Source organism: Pseudoalteromonas sp. MQS005, assembly GCF_001661605.1.
GTDB classification, from domain to species: domain Bacteria; phylum Pseudomonadota; class Gammaproteobacteria; order Enterobacterales; family Alteromonadaceae; genus Pseudoalteromonas; species Pseudoalteromonas tetraodonis.
Map to the genome: position 1 here is coordinate 1 of NZ_LYRQ01000057.1, position 16384 is coordinate 16384.

The 16384-nt window shown below is 40.5% G+C and carries 18 protein-coding genes and 1 tRNA gene; 8 read left to right on the forward strand and 11 right to left on the reverse strand.

The annotated features are described in order from the left end of the window. Window positions 1-737: 737 nt before the first annotated feature. Together proB and A9479_RS16345 are read left to right on the forward strand one after the other, a co-directional pair. Window positions 738-1844: a glutamate 5-kinase gene (gene proB / locus A9479_RS16340; protein WP_013466019.1), complete on the forward strand. Its 1107-nt coding sequence runs from the start codon at window positions 738-740 to the stop codon at window positions 1842-1844. After that, complete coding sequence (locus A9479_RS16345; protein WP_024601938.1) at window positions 1841-3088, forward strand: glutamate-5-semialdehyde dehydrogenase; 1248 nt, start codon at window positions 1841-1843, stop codon at window positions 3086-3088. Before proB ends, A9479_RS16345 begins: the two co-directional genes overlap by 4 nt. Window positions 3089-3268: 180 nt before the next feature. On the opposite strand, the gene A9479_RS16350 is transcribed toward A9479_RS16345, so the two are convergent. Continuing rightward, a tRNA-Ala gene (locus tag A9479_RS16350) sits at window positions 3269-3344 on the reverse strand. 165 nt (window positions 3345-3509) lie between these two features. Here A9479_RS16350 and A9479_RS16355 point away from each other — a divergent pair. Both A9479_RS16355 and A9479_RS16360 read left to right on the forward strand, forming a co-directional pair. Further along, entirely contained in the window at window positions 3510-3896 is a 387-nt protein-coding gene (locus tag A9479_RS16355; protein WP_013466017.1) for a hypothetical protein, read from the forward strand. A gap of 1 nt (window position 3897) precedes the next feature. Next, window positions 3898-4398: a prolyl-tRNA synthetase associated domain-containing protein gene (locus A9479_RS16360; RefSeq protein ID WP_024601940.1), complete on the forward strand. Its 501-nt coding sequence runs from the start codon at window positions 3898-3900 to the stop codon at window positions 4396-4398. Here the strand turns inward: A9479_RS16360 and A9479_RS16365 are convergent. Next, window positions 4365-5513, reverse strand: coding sequence for an MFS transporter (locus A9479_RS16365; RefSeq protein ID WP_064664033.1), 1149 nt, complete (start codon window positions 5511-5513; stop codon window positions 4365-4367). The genes A9479_RS16360 and A9479_RS16365 overlap by 34 nt on opposite strands. Before the next feature lie 194 nt (window positions 5514-5707). Here A9479_RS16365 and A9479_RS16370 point away from each other — a divergent pair, with 194 nt between their 5' ends. The 4 genes from A9479_RS16370 (at window position 5708) to A9479_RS16385 (ending at window position 8847) form a co-directional block, all read left to right on the forward strand. Beyond that, window positions 5708-6247 carry a DUF2058 domain-containing protein gene (locus A9479_RS16370; RefSeq protein ID WP_010391699.1) on the forward strand — a complete coding sequence of 180 codons (540 nt, stop codon included), beginning with the start codon at window positions 5708-5710 and terminating at the stop codon, window positions 6245-6247. 171 nt (window positions 6248-6418) lie between these two features. Next, window positions 6419-6742 (forward strand): c-type cytochrome, encoded by a 324-nt coding sequence (locus A9479_RS16375; RefSeq protein WP_064664034.1) that lies wholly within the window; start codon window positions 6419-6421, stop codon window positions 6740-6742. A gap of 134 nt (window positions 6743-6876) precedes the next feature. Next, the gene (locus A9479_RS16380; protein WP_013466014.1) at window positions 6877-7644 is read left to right on the forward strand and encodes a class II aldolase/adducin family protein; all 768 of its coding nucleotides are present in this window, start codon (window positions 6877-6879) and stop codon (window positions 7642-7644) included. A gap of 27 nt (window positions 7645-7671) precedes the next feature. Continuing rightward, a complete protein-coding gene (locus tag A9479_RS16385) occupies window positions 7672-8847 on the forward strand; it encodes a mandelate racemase/muconate lactonizing enzyme family protein (protein ID WP_010391702.1) in 1176 nt (391 codons plus the stop codon). Window positions 8848-8898: 51 nt separating this feature from the next. Here the strand turns inward: A9479_RS16385 and A9479_RS16390 are convergent, their stop codons facing one another. The 9 genes from A9479_RS16390 to A9479_RS16430 form a co-directional block, all read right to left on the reverse strand. Beyond that, window positions 8899-9279, reverse strand: coding sequence for a hypothetical protein (locus A9479_RS16390; protein WP_013466013.1), 381 nt, complete (start codon window positions 9277-9279; stop codon window positions 8899-8901). 3 nt (window positions 9280-9282) lie between these two features. Further along, window positions 9283-10845, reverse strand: coding sequence for a S41 family peptidase (locus A9479_RS16395; RefSeq protein WP_064664035.1), 1563 nt, complete (start codon window positions 10843-10845; stop codon window positions 9283-9285). Window positions 10846-10893: 48 nt separating this feature from the next. Further along, the gene (locus tag A9479_RS16400) at window positions 10894-11733 is read right to left on the reverse strand and encodes an amidohydrolase (RefSeq protein ID WP_064664036.1); all 840 of its coding nucleotides are present in this window, start codon (window positions 11731-11733) and stop codon (window positions 10894-10896) included. Further along, complete coding sequence (locus A9479_RS16405) at window positions 11730-12458, reverse strand: SDR family NAD(P)-dependent oxidoreductase (protein WP_064664037.1); 729 nt, start codon at window positions 12456-12458, stop codon at window positions 11730-11732. Before A9479_RS16405 ends, A9479_RS16400 begins: the two co-directional genes overlap by 4 nt. 21 nt (window positions 12459-12479) lie before the next feature. After that, window positions 12480-12968 carry a peptidylprolyl isomerase gene (locus A9479_RS16410; RefSeq protein ID WP_008466307.1) on the reverse strand — a complete coding sequence of 163 codons (489 nt, stop codon included), beginning with the start codon at window positions 12966-12968 and terminating at the stop codon, window positions 12480-12482. Between the two features lie 65 nt (window positions 12969-13033). After that, window positions 13034-14482, reverse strand: a complete 1449-nt coding sequence (locus A9479_RS16415; RefSeq protein WP_064664038.1) for a transglycosylase SLT domain-containing protein — start codon at window positions 14480-14482, stop codon at window positions 13034-13036. 56 nt (window positions 14483-14538) lie between these two features. After that, a complete protein-coding gene (locus A9479_RS16420) occupies window positions 14539-15558 on the reverse strand; it encodes an MBL fold metallo-hydrolase (RefSeq protein WP_064664039.1) in 1020 nt (339 codons plus the stop codon). A 56-nt stretch (window positions 15559-15614) separates the two neighbouring features. Further along, entirely contained in the window at window positions 15615-15920 is a 306-nt protein-coding gene (locus tag A9479_RS16425; protein ID WP_013466007.1) for a cell division protein ZapA, read from the reverse strand. Beyond that, window positions 15920-16150 (reverse strand): hypothetical protein, encoded by a 231-nt coding sequence (locus tag A9479_RS16430; RefSeq protein WP_008466311.1) that lies wholly within the window; start codon window positions 16148-16150, stop codon window positions 15920-15922. The genes A9479_RS16425 and A9479_RS16430 overlap by 1 nt, the downstream gene beginning before the upstream one ends. Window positions 16151-16384 lie beyond the last annotated feature (234 nt).

Sequence of the window (16384 nt, forward strand, 5' to 3'; positions counted from 1 at the left end):
GTCTTTTGAGAGAGTGTTATCAAAGTTATAGTCTCTATAATTACTATTTATAGTAGTCTAACTTTATGATATCTATTGCAAAATGTGCATGCCTTGTCTGTTATGACCTATTTAGCTTTAATTTTAGCCTTGATCTAAGCGGCTATTTTAACGTATTATACTTCGTGTTCGAATAATTAGTTATCTAATAAATTTTGTTGTTTAAGTAAGTAAACGTGTTAGATATAAACATCTTAACTCTCTTAGTGATTGTTTCAGCGATGTTTTATAATGTTCGAACGTAAAATATCATTTACCGAACTCTTTGGTATAGTTTTGCTCAAGGTGTTTATTTGCTTAACGCATATAAATTAAAGTTTGAGTTGAATTATTACCTTTCAATATTTAATCCCCATCGTGGCGGTTAAATCTCGGTCCTTAAGTCATCACCCTATCTGTTGGTGTACCAGACTTAAGAGGCTCTATGTATGTTGTTAATAAAAAAGCCGCACACAGCTTTTTACAGCGATACATAAACAACACTTTATATTTTTTTAGTTAGTACAATCCAATTTTATTGGGTTAATACTATTTATTTTTTGCATCTCAATTTAAAACAATGGTTTTAGAGACGGTGTACGCGTGTGTAAAAAAAGTGTGGGCAATGATAAACAAATTCGACGTTATGTTTTAAACATAGCGACCTGGTTTCATTCATCAGTGTGATGAATACAAATAAAATGGAAAGTTGAGCATTTATGCAAAAGTTAAATTGGCGACGTATCGTACTTAAAGTGGGCAGTGCCTTAATTGCACCCGATCAAGATGGCTGTCGTTCACGCTACTTGTTAACCATCGCACAGTTTATCGTTCACTGTCGCGCACGTGGTATAGAGGTTATTTTAGTGTCATCAGGCTCTGTAGCGGCAGGCTCGCATTTATTTCCATCAGAGAAGCCGCGCTCAGTTGTTATGAAAAAAGCCATGGCAGCAGCAGGGCAAACAGAAATGATGGCCATGTGGGATCGTTTCTTTGATTTTCCATCAGCGCAGCTACTATTAACTCATGGTGACCTACGTGACCGTGAGCGCTATCAAAGTATTCGTGAAACTGTATTTACCTTGTTAGAACACGGCGTGCTACCTATCATTAATGAAAATGATGCGGTAACAACAGATGATTTAAAAGTGGGTGATAACGATAACTTATCAGCGATGGTTGCAGCAGCCGCTGACGCTGACGCATTAATGATTTTTTCAGATGTAGATGGGCTGTACGACAAAAACCCAAATCTGCATGACGATGCCGTATTATTGCCTGAAATAAAATCAATTGATGATTCTATTTATGCTATGGCAGGATGTGCTACCAGCGCAGTGGGCACCGGTGGTATGAAAACCAAGATTGAAGCGGCAGAAAAAGCCACATCACATGGTATTGCAACGTATATTATTAACGGCTTTAAAGAAGAAACCTTTACTCGTTTATTAGCGGGCGAAAATCCAGGTAGTGTGTTCTTGCCTTATGAAAAACCAATGCAAGACTCTATTCACTGGATGACACATACCGCAAATGAACAAGGTGAAGTGGTTGTCGATGGGTCATTTGATGATTCGCTAGAAGGCGAAGACGGCTGTTTACGAGGCGATGAGATCAAGGAAGTACATGGCGAGTTTGCTGTGGGCGATACTATCTTAGTTCGCAGTGAAGATGGTACGCGTTTAGCTAAAGCCACAGCAAATTACAGTAGCTGCTTGTTAAACTTTATTGCAGACAACGAGCAGAGTGAATTCAGCGAAAAAATGCAGGATTCAATTGGACCAATTATTTCAGAAAAAGATATCGCATTATTGGAGAAGTCATGAGTTTAATTACGGATATATCACGCCAAGCAGCAAAAGCTGCACATACACTTGCTTTACTCGATACCGAGACTAAAAACAACGTGTTAACCGATATGGCAGCGGCATTAAGAGATCAAAAAGAATTTATAATCAAAGAAAACGAAAGTGACCTAAGCGCTGCGCGTGACAATAATTTAGCAGCGTCAATGATAGACCGTTTAACATTGAATGATGAGCGCATTGAAGCGATGGCTGAAGGTATCGAAGTGATTGTTTCACTTGATGATCCGGTTGGCCAATTACGTGATATCACTGAACGTCCAAATGGCATTAAAATTCGAAAAATGCGTGTACCATTGGGCGTGGTATGTATGATTTACGAAGCACGACCTAATGTAACGGCTGACGCGGGTGCTTTGTGCTTTAAGTCGGGTAATGGTGTTATTTTACGCGGTGGTAAAGAAGCGCTTAAAAGCTCACAAGCCATTGCTAGTGTAATGCACAGCGTGCTTACTAAACATGGTTTGCCAACGGCGCTAATTTCAGTTATTCCAGATCCTGACCGTGCTTTACTAATGGAATTAATGCAGCAACGCGACAGTATTGATTTAATTATCCCACGTGGCGGTGAAGGGCTTATTAACTATGTAACAGAAAACAGTACAATTCCTGTTATTCAGCACTTTAAAGGCGTGTGTCATTTATACGTAGATAAAGATGCAGACTTAGAAGTGGCACTTAATCTACTACTTAACGGTAAAACTCAACGTACTGGCGTATGTAATGCCTTAGAAGGGTTAGTAGTACACCAAGATGTTGCTGATGAGTTTTTAAACCTGTGCGCGGTAGTGCTTCGCCAAGAAGGCGTAAAAATAAATGCCGATGCCAAAGCGGCTGAGTATTTTGATAATGCCACTGTGCTTGCAGATAACGAATTTGGTGAAGAATATTTAGATTTAGAAATTGCTATTCGTATAGTGCCAAGCTTTGATGCAGCCGTTGAGCACATTGCTCAATTTGGCTCAAATCATACCGAAGTTATCTGTACTAAAAACGATGCTGCGGCAGAGTTATTCCAACGTAGTGTGGATGCATCGGTTGTTATGGTTAATGCGTCATCACGTTTCTCTGATGGCTCACAACTAGGTTTAGGCGCCGAGATTGGTATTGCAACGACTAAGTTGCATGCTTATGGTCCAATGGGGCTTGAGTCACTAACGACTGAGAAATATTTAGTTAATGGTGTTGGTCAAGTTCGCGAATAACTTACCCAACCTAATAAACGATAAAAATGCCGGGCTTTTGCTCGGCATTTTTGATCTCGATTTAGCAAAATCAAACAACTAAGCAAACATAAAGATTAAAACAGAGCAAAAAATTATTAACAGAGAAATTTATTTAGAATATAAAAATAAGGATATTACTTAAGGGAGAGAGTAGGAAAGTGGTGGAGCTAAGCAGGATCGAACTGCTGACCTCCTGCGTGCAAGGCAGGCGCTCTCCCAGCTGAGCTATAGCCCCACATTCCTAATTTACATACAATGTAAATGCTTAAGTGCTGAGTCTTAAGCGGGGTGAACTTTAAATATTTTTACGATTTTGGTCAAGTATTTTTTCACAAATTTTTCCGTTTTAACTAATTTTTGTTAAACTCGAGCTCAATATTTACTAAAACGACAATACATAATGAAAAAATACGCGTTAGTTTTCATGATTTTCCTTTTTGGTTGTGCCAGTTCAGTAGATGAACCGCCCTACGAAATTAATAATAAACAATTTTATGACACCCTTGATGAGCAAGGTAACAAGCTTTTTGCTTATGTGGTTTCTGTAAAGGCTAAAAGTCGTGAGCAAATTAATATCAATAAAAAACTAACCCGCAGTGATGTTCAGCGTTTTGCTGAGCAAGAGCATTTTGAAGAGTCGAGTGTTTTAAAATTACAATTAGAAGATCAAGCGGTAGAGTTTCTTAATAAAGAACTAGCACAGCGTAACTATTGTGCAGATAAGCATGAAATAAACGAAGTACTATGGCGTGATTTAAGTGTGCAGCTAAGAGGGCGTTGTTTGTAGTATGTTAGCGGATAAACAAAAACTAGCGGCAGTGTTAGCCCAACTAAATATAGAATATGACGTAATAGAACATCCAGCACTACATGGCAGTTTAGATGCCGATGAACTGATGGTAAATCGCCCAGGAACACGTTTAAAAAACCTATTTTTGCGAGACAATGAAGGTAAGCGTCATTTTTTAGTGATCACCGCGCATGATAAACAGTTGGATTTAAAGTCACTTGCCAAACAGCAAGGGCTATCGCGTTTAGGCTTCGCCTCTAATGAGCGCTTGGCTAAATACTTAAAGGTTGCACCTGGTTGCGTGTCAATGCTCAGCTTAATGAACGACAAACAACGAGATGTAACACTTTGGCTTGACCAAGATATTTGGTTTGGCGATTTATTTCATTGCCACCCGTTTGAAAATACCCAAACATGGTTATTAACTAAGCCTGATTTACTGCGTTTTTTTGACTTTACTGAGCATCAGCCGCGGGTGATGTTTTTGCCATCGCGCTGAGCCCACAAAATAAGCCCCAGTCCACACAAACATACAGCGAGTAATGTTGCCATAAACGCCGTTTGTCCATGAGTTTGATAAACCACCCCTGGTAATAACGAGCCCAGTGCGCCGCCGCTGTAATAAAATGATACATAGCACCCGTTGGTAACGCTTGGCGGTGCGTGACTGATTTTATTAACCAGTGGTGCCGCTGTGGAATGAATCACAAACATAGCGCCGCAAAAGAGTGTGAATGCAATTAAAAACAACAACAGTGAATGACTCATTAATAACACAATACTGAGGTTATAAAACACGAATACCGCGGCCAACAATCGCCAGGCTGAAGTCATTTTTTTTAATAGCCAAGGAGTGAAAATAGAAGCCAAAGCACCCACCAAATAGCCACTATAAACAAAGCCAATGTCGCGCGTGTTATTAATTAAAAAGGTATTTTTTAAAATAAAAGGCAAGTAGTTTAATAATGCTGCAAAGCAAAAAAACATACAAAAAATGGCACCATAGAGCTTAAGTGCAGAGCCCTCTTTAAGTTGTTTTATATAATCTAATGGCGATAAAACCTCTGTTGATTTAACGAGATTAAAACGTTTATGGGGAATACTTAACGCTAGAATAATCAGCATGGCTGCTATTAGGTAATAAAAACTCTGCCACGACCAAACATCGCTAAAGAGCGCAGCCAATACACGACCAAAATAACCACCGACAATCGTACTACCTATATATAGCGTCATATTTTTTTGTAATGTATCGGCTTGATAGCTCATACCAATAAAGCTGGTCATGGCAGTCAATGCGGCAGGTAAAGTCAGTCCTTGTAAAAACCTTACCAGTAGAAGTAATTCAAAACTTGGGGCATAAATAAATAAGATACAACCCACACCCAGTAACAACATAGCGAAGCGTAATATCAATAAAGAGTTTCGCTTAGCTAAAAACAGTCCATACACCAAAGGGGCAATAGCTAAAGGCAACATAGTGGCCGTCATTAAGCTGCCTGCAACAGCAGGAGCAACATTAAATTCAGTAGCAAATAAACTTAATAATGGCTGTGGTGCGTATAAAACAAAAAAAATGAAAACCGAACAGATGAGTAGGTGAGGTAAGCGCATTAACTGCCATATACATTGCTTATTAGTTGAGCTGCATTATATACAAAACTGCTAGGGTTTTCATAAATTAACCTTTATTGCGCTAAATCATGCTTTGTTTTCAGTAGTTTGTTAGATTAATACCAATAGCGCTGTTATTTACGCTCGTTGGTGATTAAAATAGCATTAATATTCGTTTTTAGTGGGAACACGCCATGGGGTCACTACAAGAGCAATTGCTCCAAGCTGGTTTAACAACATCACATAAAGCTAAAGTTGCTAAATCAGAAAAGCGCAAGCAACAGAAAAAGCAAAAGAAGGGAGCGACGAGCAACCCGAACGATTTACAAAAGCATATTCAGCAAACTAAGTTGGAGCAGCAGCAAAAAGCTGAAGAGCTCAATAAAGCGCGCCAAGAAGAATTAAAGCAGCGCGAGCAAGTCGCCCGTGTGAAGCAAATTTTAGAGCATCATAATCAAGAGTCAATTCGCGGTGAGCGTACCTTTAACTTCACTTATGAAAATAAAGTGAAAGGGCTTGATGTGAATGAGCAAACGCAAAAGGCGCTCTCGGGCGGGCGTTTAGCTATTTGTGTGTTAGAAGGTCAGTTTTACGTATTAGAAGATGAGCCTGCGCGTAAAGTGGCTGAGGTGGATGAAAAGTATATTGTGTTTCATGTTGAGCCTGAAAATAAAGCCAAAGATGAAGACGATCCGTATGCTGATTTTGAAGTGCCAGACGATCTTATTTGGTAAGCCTATTAAGTATCTGCTCAGTTAAAGCAAGCTAGTATGTGTTTTATGAGGGATACACGTATTTGTTCTGATTGATCGTCAAACCTTACCAAGGACGTATGCTTTTTAAAGATTTATTGACTACAATAATCACAACCGTTTTTTTTAACCGTAAAAAGAAGAGTAAATACAATGAGCAAGATAAAAACACTTTTATTAGGCGCGGGTATTGGTTTAGCCGCAAGTTTTTCATTTTCAGCAGCCGCTGCAGATGGCGCTACACTTTACACAGCTAAAAATTGTCAAACATGTCATGGTGCAGAAGGTAAAGCACCTATTATGGCAATGTACCCTAAACTAAATGGTCAAAACAAAGAATATTTAGTAGCGCAAATGAAAGACATCAAGTCAGGCGCTCGTAACAACGGTATGTCTATGGCGATGAAAGCGATGGTTGCGACTGTGACTGATGAAGAATTTGAAGCGATTGCCGATTACCTATCAAAAGTACAATAACCGTTAACGCTAATTAAAAAGAGCCACACCTATGTGTGGCTTTTTTATTTGGTGATTGCCATCATGCTAATACTCATTTAGACTTCTAAACATCTACAATCACTAGCGCTATGCTGTGTTTTAAAAGGCTTGTTATGTTTGATTTACCCCAGCTCAATTTAAAAAATAAAGTATCAGAACAAGAGTGGCAACTACGTGTTGATTTAGCCGCATGTTATCGATTAGTTGACCATTTTCGTTGGGGGGATTTAATTTATACGCACCTTTCTGCTCGCCTACCGGGCACTGATCATTATTTAGTGAATGCCTTTGGCTTAACGTTTGATGAGATCACTGCATCTAACTTAGTCAAAGTAGATTTAAATGGCCGCATTATTGACGATACACCCTTTAATATTAACCCTGCAGGTTTCACTATTCACAGTGCCATTCACGAAGTACGTGAGGATGCACATTGCGTTATACACCTGCACACCAAAGAAACGATTGCAGTTGCAACACAAAAAGAAGGGCTGTTACCGCTAAGTCAGTATTCGATGTTTTCATTGCCGTCTCTGTCTTACCATGGCTATGAAGGTTTAGCGGTGAATGACGATGAGCGTAAACGCCTGCAAACAGATTTAGGCACCACCAATCATATGCTATTGGTCAACCACGGCGGTTTAACAGTAGGCCCAACGGTAGGCGATGCGTTTATGCGCTTTTATGACCTTCAGCGTGCCTGTGAAATACAGTTAGCCATTCAATCAAGTGCGCAAGAAGCGGTGGCTGTACCTCAAGCTATTATTGATAACATTTATAACCAAGCGAACGTCGTTCACAGCGGCAGTACAGGGGGCCAGCTAGCATGGCCTGCCATGTTACGAAAAGCGTATCGTCTTGATCCTAGTTTTGCAAAATAACCCACTGAAGGTTAATAAGGAATTTTTATGAAAGTAAATCGCGTTGAAGTCTTTGATATTCATTGCCCTGATCGTCCTGCATGGACGCCGGTATTTGTTCGAATTCATACCGATGAAGGTATTAGCGGTGTGGGTGAAGCAGGTCTTGCGTACGATTTAGGCCACAGTGCCGCTGCTGCGATGATCAAAGAAATGGCCGATGCCTTTTTAATTGGCCATGACCCGTTTCAAACTGAAAAACTATGGTCGCGCATGTTACGTGAAAGTTTTTGGGGTTTAGGTGGTGGGCCGGTGGTTTACGCAGCAATGAGTGCGATTGATACGGCGCTTTGGGATATAAAAGGTAAAGCATTGGGTTTACCGGTTTATCAGTTGCTTGGCGGTAAAGTTAACGACAAGTTGCGTACTTATGCATCACAGCTGCAGTTTGACTGGGACAGTGAATTTAAAGCGCTGGTACAGCCACAAGAATATGCAGAAGCGGCACTAAAAGCGGTGGCGGAAGGTTACGATGCGGTAAAGGTCGATCCAATTCAATACGATAAAGACGGCAACACCTATTACGACCGCACAAATATTATTTCTCGTCCAGAAATGAAACTATACCGCGCTCGTATGCAGGCTATTCGAGAGGCCGTGGGTGACGAAGTAGATATTATTTTTGAATGTCATAGCTTACCAGGGGCGACATCGGCAATTCAAATTGGTGAAATTGCAGAAGAATTTGACTGTATGTATTTTGAAGAGCCGGTGAATTACTTAAACCATTCATTACATGCAAAAGTGGCTGACAAAGTGGCTGTGCCTATTGCAGGCGGCGAGCGCTTGTATAACCGCTGGGGTGTACGTCCTTATTTAGAAGATCAAAGTATTGATGTACTACAGCCAGATATCGGCTTATGTGGTGGCTTTACCGAAACTAAAAAAGTATGTGATTACGCTGATATTTTTGATGTGCGTATTCAGGCACACGTATGTGGAGGGCCGGTTGCAACGGCGGCATCATTGCACTTAGAAACAGCGATCCCTAACTTTTTAATTCACGAGCATCATACTTACGCGATTAAAAAGTGGAATAGAGAGCTATGCTTACAAGATCCACAACCTAAAAATGGTTTTTTTGAAGTATCTGAAGAACCAGGTCTTGGGATTGAGCTTAACGATGAAATTGTAATGCGCTCACAACGCGTAGAAATAAAATAGTTTACTCTGTTGAGAAATAGCCGGTAAGTGAGTTGTCACTTACCGGCTTTTTTATCGCTGTGGGTTTATTTTACAAAGTACTTGTTTTAGTTCAATGGTTGCTTTGCTATCAAGGTGGCGAACAAAACAGCGCTCTCCCTTAGTCACGAGCTCAAATTGATCTGGCATATTAAGTTGCTTGCCCAAAATAGGGTTGCCCTGAGGATCTTTATGATTAAGTTGCTCAAGGGTAACTGTGCTTGAGGTGACAAAAACATCGTCTGCTAATTGAACCTGCGAGCTATGCAGCAGCTGCGCAATTGCGTCGGCTACTTTAGCGCTATTAGGCTCAATTAGTAACGCATGTTGCAATTTAGGTGTGGGCTCTGAGCTTTGTGCTAAGCACCCACTTAAAAATAGCGAAATTGCAGTTATTGCTAATAAAATCTTCATTGCTTATCTCATGTTATCGCTAAGAATAATATTCTGTTTAAGTACAGTCTGAATTCGCGCGTCTTTTACTTCAGGCATATCGGTGGCGATAGTGGGCGCAAAACCGAGAACACTATTTATTGAGCTTGGGGCTGGGCAACTGCCGGTTGCTCTATAACTAAGTGCGGTATTAAGTAAGCCTTCACTTGCATCACCTAAGCGTTTGCTAAAGTCATCGGCAACAGCACAGCCTGCAATAAGTACGGGCTGGCGCGCATTATCAATGGTATTTTGCGGTGCAAAGCCATCTGAATATTCACCAAAACCTTTGTTATTTTCGCCAGTAAATTGAATGGTAAAATAAGTAGTGTCGCAGTTATCGGTTGGGTAAAAGCCATACGGTTTACCACAGGTGCCAGCCCCTATCTGAATGATTTCAACATCGGCTCCGCGCAGCCCGTTAATTATAGCCTCACTGGCTGAGCAGGTACTGCTGGTGGTGAGTACAAATATCCGATCTAAATTTAACGTTGGTAATGGGGTGCCTGCAGCTATTGCAGGGTTATTTTCAAACCCGACAAAACGATTTGTAAAGGGCATGGGGGTCAGTGTTTGCCCTGTGATAGGGTTGGTATTGGGGTATTTATCGTTAAAAATAGTGCGTTCAAATATTTTGCCTTGGGTATTGCTACCTGCCACCATATAGCCTACTTGGCTGGCCATTTGTAACAAACCACCGCCGTTATAGCGCACATCAATGACTAAATCTTTAATGCTGCTGGCAGCGAGTTGGTTAAAGGCGTTGTAAAGCTGCGTTTCGGCTATCGCGTTGTGGCTATTAAATTGAAAGTAACCCACATCGCCGTTTGCTAAATCAGTACGTACGTTCATTACTGGTTGCGACTCGATATTTTGAGATGTGAGCGTAACAATGCGATTTTCATTAGTGCTGATATCCCTAAATACAAATTCGGTAACTTTACCTGTTTGTTCTGGGAATAAACCTGCGTTAATAATAGCTACCTCGCTTGATGAGGTCGTGTTAATAAAATCAACACCATCAACTTCTAAAAGCTCAAAGCCCCTAATAATATTTTGATTACTAGCAGGGGTATTTGGCTCGGTATAGCTAACAATTGCTTGGCGCGGCGCACTACCAGCGATTATTTTTATATTAAAGCCATAACCAAAGCTTAGGCCTGATTGATTTTGTCTTTGCCACTCATCGGTTGGCAAACTAAAGTGAAAGTTATCTTTTTTCGCACCCGACTCAGTCAGTTGCTCAGTTTTTAAAGTATTAAAGTAATCAATGACGCCTGACGTTAATGCCGGATTAGTATCAATAATTTCGTCGTACCATAAGTAGGTTTCGTTACTCCAAGAGCGTAGCCAGTTTTTTTCATTAATTGCTTGGCATTGACCTTTAAATTGCCCTGAGCTAGCAAATACACCAGAAGTCCAGCCGCTATTGTCTGTTGTTGGGTTGGTCGCATTGTCGCTACCTCCACCGCCACAACCTGTTAATAAAGCGGCTAGCGAAAAAGGGAGTAATGTGTATTTGAGAGAAGATGAATTAAAAATGGCCATACGCATGCTCGTTTTTTAAACTGTTGAGCTAAATATAGCGGTTTTTATTTAGAGTTGATAGAGGCGCGCTGCATTTTTGTAACTCAAGTGTTGCCATGTAAGATCATCGCTACATAGGCTTCGATAATGATGCCATAACTCATTGTAGTTAATGTTAATTTGGCACACGGGGAAGTTGCTGGCAAACATCACTCTTTGCATACCAAAATGCTTTAAAATATGTGTTAAACACTGCCTTTGCTGCTCGCTATTAAGCATAAGCAATTCAAAGCCTGAAAACTTCATCGCAACATTAGGCTGTTGTGCGAGTAATTCAATGGCGCGTTGCCAGTTAGCAAGGTTGTGTGCAAGCCCTGCGTGATTAATGATGATTTGTAAGTCACTAACTTGGTTGGCATAAGAAATAAGTTGCTCGGTGATGTTGAGGTTTTCTATTTCAAATTGCGCTTCAAAATGCAGTTTTAAGTGGCACAAGTGGCGCAGGTTATCGAGACAATGAGGGTTCAATAAGCGCGTGGCATCATGACCTTCAGTGATATCTCTAATGCCGACAAGGGATGAATGTTTTAGATGTTTAAGTGCTAGTTTAAATGCGTTATTTGGCTGGTTAATTGTTGCAAAGCTAATCGCTTTGTAAGGTAGCCTTTTTATATGCTTTGCTAACCAGTTTAATTCATTAATAGGTTGCTCATTATCAAAGCCAGCTTCTATATGCACTAAACCAACGAGTTCAAAGTCCGTACTTTTGATTAGTTTAGCAACGCTAATCGGTTGTTTTATTTTATCTAAGTTAGGCCAAGCGGGTGGGTTAGCACCTTGCAGCCAGGTGTATTGACCCTCCAGCAAATTAAAAAAATGCACATGCGGGTCAATAATTTTAGTACTCATTGCGCTGTGTAACCGCCATCAATGCGTTGCAAACTGCCGGTAATAAAGCTGGCTTCTGGACTTACTAAAAAGTTTACCAGTGCTGCAACTTCATCGGCTTGGCCTAAACGATTAAGTGGTTGTAAAGCAGCTTCTTCGGCAACAATATCTGCCTTATTTGCGCCACTTTTTTTGCAGTATGCATCAATCGCATTATGAAATAATGGCGTTTCTATGGTGCCAGGACACACGGCATTAGTGCGAATATTAAAGCTTGCGTAATCTAAGGCGGTGGTTTTAGCCATCGAAGCCAATGCATGTTTAGTCAGGTTATAAGCAAATGAGTTTTGTTTGCCAATAATGGCCTGATCTGAGGCAATTAACACAATAGCGCCATCTTGTTGTGCTTTCATGGCTGGTAATACGCTTTGTATAGCCGCGTACGCACCTTTAACATTCAGTGCCATTAACGCATCGAATGTCGCTTCATCGGTTTGCTCAATTGTGGCACTTAGGTGCTTGCCAGCATTTGAAACAAGTACATCAATGCGTTGTGTTTTTTCAATAATAGCCTGTATACACTGACGTACGGTGGTTACATTACTAACATCACATTGATGAAAAACACCACTCTCACTGGGTTCAATATCTAGGTTATGAACCTGATAGCCGCTCGTTAATAATCGCTGAACCACAGCAAAGCCAATGCCTTTAGAGCCACCGGTTACTATTGCAACTTTTGACATACTTGTTCCTTTAATTAGCAATTAATGTGCGTGGCCGCAACCACCTTCAGCATGAACATGGCCGTGAGAAATCTCTTCGTTTGTTGCTTCTCGAACTGAGACAACCTCAACATCAAAAGTCAGCGTTTTACCAGCAAATGGGTGGTTTAAATCACAATCAGCATTAAAGCGGCCTACTTTTACAATGGTTACTTGGTGGCGACCTTGGTTTGATTGCACCATAGCAGTCATGCCTGGTTTCCATACTTTTACATCACCTTGAAGGTGCTTAAGCGGAATGCGCTGAATTAAGTCATCAACACGCTCACCGTATGATTCACTTGGAGATAACGTAACGCTAAATTTATCACCAGCGGCTTTACCTTCAAGTGCGGTTTCTAAACCTGGAAGCATGCCTTCGCTGCCGTGAATATAACTTAATGGCGCGTCGTTTAGGCTGCTTTCGATTTGTTCACCCGCTTCGCTTAGGGTGTAATGAAATTCAACGGCCGAATTTTTACTGATTTGCATGCTTGTCTCTTTGAGTTTTAAATTAATTAAAGGCAATTTTACGCGAAATACTGCGCTTTAGAAACTTAACGTGGATGATTTAATGTATTTTGTAAGTCGAGTAACAGGTCTTTTTTCGCCGGTGTAGTTTTTGGCGTAGCGGCTTGAGGTATAAATAAAACCAACTGAGTCCCAGGTTTTAATACGCTTGAGGCAGATAATTTATTCCAACGCGCTAAATCGCTATGAGCAACGCCGTATAACTGACTTATATTCCAAAGGTTATCACCGGGTTTTACGTGGTAATCTACCTCGATGGTTGGAATGATTTGCTCTTTTTGTTCTAGATAAGGGCTTATTTTATAGTTAATAGTGAGCGACTCAGGCAAAGTTTGCGGCTCCCCTAAAATAAGCTTTTCGCCAACGCCAATAAAGTTATTTTGCTTATTATTGAGCTGTTTTAATACTTCTAAAGGCAAGCCAAAATGCCTAGCAATACCGTACAGCGTGTCATTTTTCTTAACGATGTATTCGCCTGCAAAATTGGCTTTAAAAAAGCGGTTTTTTAATAAAGCTTGTTGCTCTATGGGTAATAACAGAGTGTGCGGTCCATGGGGAGAGCTTTGATTTTTTAAATAACCCCGATTAAGGGCATGCAGTTGTTTGGCGCCCATGCCAGAGAGCTTGGCCATAACTGAAAAATCAAACTGTTTTGCCACATTTAGCGAGGTAGTCAGTGCTTTATAAGGAAGCTTTGGCCGTTTAAAATTTGCCTTAGGGTGTTTCACTAAATAGCTCAGTGCTAATAGTTTTGGTACATAGTCAGCGGTTTCTTTTGGCAGTGTTAGTGCCCAAAAGTCAGTTGATTTACCTCGTTTTTGATTGCGTTTTATAGCGCGCTTAACTCGGCCTTCACCGGTATTATAGGCCGCAAGTGCATGTAGCCAATTACCATCAAAACGTTTATGTAAATAGCTCAAGTAATCAAGTGCCGCATCGGTTGAGGCTAATACATCCTGGCGTCCGTCGTACCATTGATCTGATTTAACCCCAAAATGATGCGCGGTTGCTGCAACGAGTTGCCACACTCCCACAGCGTGCTCGCTTGAGCGTGCGGTAGGTCTAAAGCCACTTTCTACAAACGGTAACAAGGCGAGCTCCATCGGCAAGCGCTTTTGCTCAACTTTTTTTACAATATGGTATAAAAAAGGCTCTGCACGTCGAGACACTATTTTTAAATAATTAGGCTGTTTTAAATACCAGTTAATGCGTTTTTTTAACGCCTGATTTTGCTCAACCGGTAAATGTAAGTTATCAGCAATATGTGCCCATAACTCTGTGGGTTGAGCTATTTCAGGGGCTTTGGGGGTGGCTTTTTTATTAATGACTTTGTGAGTGTTTTTAGAGGTCGGCGTATTTGATAATGCCGGTTTTGACTCTACAGGTGTGGGAACTGCAGGCGCAATGATCTCTGGCTGAGTGGTTTTACAGCTGCATAGCAATACAATGGCAAAGCATAAGATCAAGTGACGCATTTTGTTCCTTTTTAAAAAATATATTTCCATATTTTAACACAATCCATTGTGTTCAGTTATTGACTGTTTTTAGCGCGAAGTAATCCCGATTGCAAAAATAAGTGACTTGATTTTATATCAAGTGGTTCTTGTTGATAAGGTTTTAGTGCCTCACTAGGGAAGTTTTTTTGTAATTGCTCAATACTGGCTTCAGGGTTGTTTTTAGCATGCTCCGTAATCGCTTCTAAAAACGTGAGTGACTGTTTTAGTTTAACTTTATCGACTAAATCGCCATGCCCAGGAATAAAAAGTGACAGCGTATTATTATTTATATATTTTTTTAATAAGCGTTGCCATTGCTTAAGCTCGCCATGCCCAGGGTAGGGTAACCAATCGATGATATCACCACCAATTAAGGTTTTACCTTTGTCGGCAAGTAGTGTTAAATCGCCATTAGTATGTGCCTGATGCGAGTTTATAGTGAGTGTATAGCCACCTAAATCTAACGTTTTAGATTCACTAATACTCATTTTTGGTGGTGTTAATTGATAGTCTTGCCAGCGAAATAAGCGCTTTTTAGCGCGGGTAAGCTTTTCTCGCCATTGAACTTGCTCAGCATCGGGTAAGGTGGCTAATCGTTGATAGCTCAGCTCAATGCTTTTCTCGAATCCCTCTAGCTTGTCTGTTAAAGCTTGCTGGTAAAGCGAAAAGTCGTTAGCGACTTGTTGGTGAGTAATAAGTTTTGCGTCTGGGAAGTAATGCTGCATAACCGCCATCCCCAGTAAGTGATCGTCATGAAAGTGGGTTGCAACTAAATAACACAAAGGCGTCTTTAGACGTTGTTTTAGCTCAGTTACCAGTTGTTCTACTGCCGCAAAGTTACCACTGGCATCAACGAGTAATGCACATTCACTGCCTTCAATTAATACTTGGTTAGAGTCGTAAAAACGAAGTCTTTCAGGTTGCTTAAGAAATTGAATATTAGCTGACAACGGTTGCCACTCAATTGCTGCCTCGCTTTTTGTTTGCATAAACAAGCAAATTAAAGGTAGTAAGCACTTACCTATTTTTTGAGCTTTACTTAAAAATAGTTGCATCTTTATCTCTAGCTGTATTTTTGACGGTAAAAACAATAAAAGCGCAAAATGCGCTTTTATTTAGTGTGCTCAGAGTTCGAGCTTAAGTACTGACTCAATTTATCAATCAGTTGATCTTGATATTCAAGCTCAACTGATTTTTGAGTTTTCGCTTCAAGCAATTCGTGGCTTAAATTTAAGGCAGCCATAAGTAATGCTTTTTGATCGTTTCTGACTGTTGAACGTTGTTTCATTTGTTCAACTAAATCATTCAGATTTTTGGCGGCCGCTTTTAGTGCCTCTTCTTGCCCCGCAGGACAAGCAAATTGCTGCTCTTTACCAAGCAATTCAACAGTGACTCGCTGGTTTTGCAGCTCAGACATTAGCTTGCCTGTTGCGCGCTTTGTAATTTATCTAACAATGATGACAAGGTAGTACTTGCATCTTTTTGTTTTTCTTCATTTTCAAGGGCTTCTAACTGCAATAACTCATTTTCATCAAGTAGCTTGCTGTTTTGCTCTTTAAGCTCTGAAATATCAGTTTGTAACTGATTATTACGGGTAATTAGTTGGTCGATCAGTTGTTCGAGTTGTTGAAGAGTGTTGTTGTTCATAAATGCGCTCATATAACTGTAATTAATGTCATGCAAATGTAAAGCAAAGTGTGTTTATTTGCCAGCATTTACGCTGGTTTTAGGTGATTTTTATTCTATGTTAAGGGATAATTCACGCTATTGGCTTTTTCATTCAGAAGCGGTTCACGTAAACCCCCGCTTTTGCTGGTATCGATTGTCAAAGTAGTGTGCTTATGGTTCACTGATTTTATTAAATAGCGTATGGTGAAAATA

What these genes read in the sequence shown, in the direction of transcription:
- proB (WP_013466019.1), top strand. Translation starts at nt 738, where the DNA reads ATGCAAAAGTTAAATTGGCGACGTATCGTACTTAAAGTGGGCAGTGCC.
- A9479_RS16345 (WP_024601938.1), top strand. Translation starts at nt 1,841, where the DNA reads ATGAGTTTAATTACGGATATATCACGCCAAGCAGCAAAAGCTGCACAT.
- A9479_RS16355 (WP_013466017.1), top strand. Translation starts at nt 3,510, where the DNA reads ATGAAAAAATACGCGTTAGTTTTCATGATTTTCCTTTTTGGTTGTGCC.
- A9479_RS16360 (WP_024601940.1), top strand. Translation starts at nt 3,898, where the DNA reads ATGTTAGCGGATAAACAAAAACTAGCGGCAGTGTTAGCCCAACTAAAT.
- A9479_RS16365 (WP_064664033.1), bottom strand. Translation starts at nt 5,513, where the DNA reads ATGCGCTTACCTCACCTACTCATCTGTTCGGTTTTCATTTTTTTTGTT.
- A9479_RS16370 (WP_010391699.1), top strand. Translation starts at nt 5,708, where the DNA reads ATGGGGTCACTACAAGAGCAATTGCTCCAAGCTGGTTTAACAACATCA.
- A9479_RS16375 (WP_064664034.1), top strand. Translation starts at nt 6,419, where the DNA reads ATGAGCAAGATAAAAACACTTTTATTAGGCGCGGGTATTGGTTTAGCC.
- A9479_RS16380 (WP_013466014.1), top strand. Translation starts at nt 6,877, where the DNA reads ATGTTTGATTTACCCCAGCTCAATTTAAAAAATAAAGTATCAGAACAA.
- A9479_RS16385 (WP_010391702.1), top strand. Translation starts at nt 7,672, where the DNA reads ATGAAAGTAAATCGCGTTGAAGTCTTTGATATTCATTGCCCTGATCGT.
- A9479_RS16390 (WP_013466013.1), bottom strand. Translation starts at nt 9,279, where the DNA reads ATGAAGATTTTATTAGCAATAACTGCAATTTCGCTATTTTTAAGTGGG.
- A9479_RS16395 (WP_064664035.1), bottom strand. Translation starts at nt 10,845, where the DNA reads ATGGCCATTTTTAATTCATCTTCTCTCAAATACACATTACTCCCTTTT.
- A9479_RS16400 (WP_064664036.1), bottom strand. Translation starts at nt 11,733, where the DNA reads ATGAGTACTAAAATTATTGACCCGCATGTGCATTTTTTTAATTTGCTG.
- A9479_RS16405 (WP_064664037.1), bottom strand. Translation starts at nt 12,458, where the DNA reads ATGTCAAAAGTTGCAATAGTAACCGGTGGCTCTAAAGGCATTGGCTTT.
- A9479_RS16410 (WP_008466307.1), bottom strand. Translation starts at nt 12,968, where the DNA reads ATGCAAATCAGTAAAAATTCGGCCGTTGAATTTCATTACACCCTAAGC.
- A9479_RS16415 (WP_064664038.1), bottom strand. Translation starts at nt 14,482, where the DNA reads ATGCGTCACTTGATCTTATGCTTTGCCATTGTATTGCTATGCAGCTGT.
- A9479_RS16420 (WP_064664039.1), bottom strand. Translation starts at nt 15,558, where the DNA reads ATGCAACTATTTTTAAGTAAAGCTCAAAAAATAGGTAAGTGCTTACTA.
- A9479_RS16425 (WP_013466007.1), bottom strand. Translation starts at nt 15,920, where the DNA reads ATGTCTGAGCTGCAAAACCAGCGAGTCACTGTTGAATTGCTTGGTAAA.
- A9479_RS16430 (WP_008466311.1), bottom strand. Translation starts at nt 16,150, where the DNA reads ATGAACAACAACACTCTTCAACAACTCGAACAACTGATCGACCAACTA.